At 41.0% G+C, this 1,154-nt stretch carries 1 protein-coding gene; it reads left to right on the forward strand.

Annotated elements, in window-relative coordinates:
* Positions 1 to 102 precede the first annotated feature (102 nt).
* Complete coding sequence (locus EAE89_RS22940; RefSeq protein ID WP_214086662.1) at positions 103 to 1,143, forward strand: IS630 family transposase; 1,041 nt, start codon at positions 103 to 105, stop codon at positions 1,141 to 1,143.
* Positions 1,144 to 1,154: the final 11 nt, after the last annotated feature.

Here is a 1,154-nt window from a genome sequence, read left to right on the forward strand (position 1 = left end):
TAAATAACTTTTCAAAATAATAGATCACTTGGAGGGAACTCAGTCCGATTTTTGCGATCTGATCAATTGCGAAAAATCCCAAACCCCAACACGGACTGAGTGATGCCTATCATAGCACCTATACCTCAAGATGAATGCCAGAAAATGAGAAAACTTATCCATAAAACCCGTGATAAGAACTATTCCCGTCGATTAACGGCGTTATTGATGCTCAATGAAGGATTGACAGTGACTTATGTCGCCAAGACCCTTCATGCCGCACGCTCTTCCGTCAATCGTTGGGTTCAGTGGTTTACATTATATGGGCTGGAAGGACTCGAAAGTTTACCTGTTGGCCGACCTGTTGTCTGGGATCTCTCCCCGCTCTATAACCTCTTACTTTTCTTATTACAGCAATCCCCCCAAAAGTTAGGCTATCTCCGCTCTCGCTGGAGCCTTGAACTCATGACTCATACCCTCAATGAATTACTCAACCTCTCTCTGACGCAAAATGTCCTTTATCGTTACTTTGCTCAGGTGGGGATTGTCTGGCGTAGAGCGGCGCCCACGGTAAAACAACCCGATCCTGAATATGATGAGAAAATGGCAAAGGTTACGGAAGCTAAAGCGAATATCTCAGAAAAACATCCCGTTTTCTATGAAGATGAGGTGGATATTGATTTCAACCCGAAGATCGGAGCGGACTGGTGTTTCAAAGGGCAACAAAAACGGGTTATCACTCCGGGAAAAAATGAAAAATATTACCTTGCAGGTTGCCTCAATGCCCAAACAGAACAAGTCACCTATGTTAAAGGAATAAAAAAGAACTCTGATTTATTTATCAAAATGTTAGATGAATTGAATCATCAATATCCTCATGCGGAAACCCTCACATTAATCTTAGATAACTACTGTATTCATAAAAGTCAGAAGGTAAAGGATTGGCTGGTCCAACATCCAAAATTTACTCTGTTGTTTTTACCGGTCTATTCACCGTGGCTAAATAAAATAGAACGGTTATGGCAATCGCTCCATGAGACAATAACACGAAATCATAGCTGTCAATTTATGTGGCAGTTGATTAATTATGTTGATGCCTTTTTGGCATCGTTTTCATCACAGCAAAAACCAGGAAGACAAAGAATGGGTGTAGCACTATTATGAAACCTTATTTA

This window comes from Photorhabdus heterorhabditis, assembly GCF_018448905.1.
GTDB lineage: Bacteria > Pseudomonadota > Gammaproteobacteria > Enterobacterales > Enterobacteriaceae > Photorhabdus > Photorhabdus heterorhabditis.

What these genes read in the sequence shown, in the direction of transcription:
- EAE89_RS22940 (WP_214086662.1), top strand. Translation starts at nt 103, where the DNA reads ATGCCTATCATAGCACCTATACCTCAAGATGAATGCCAGAAAATGAGA.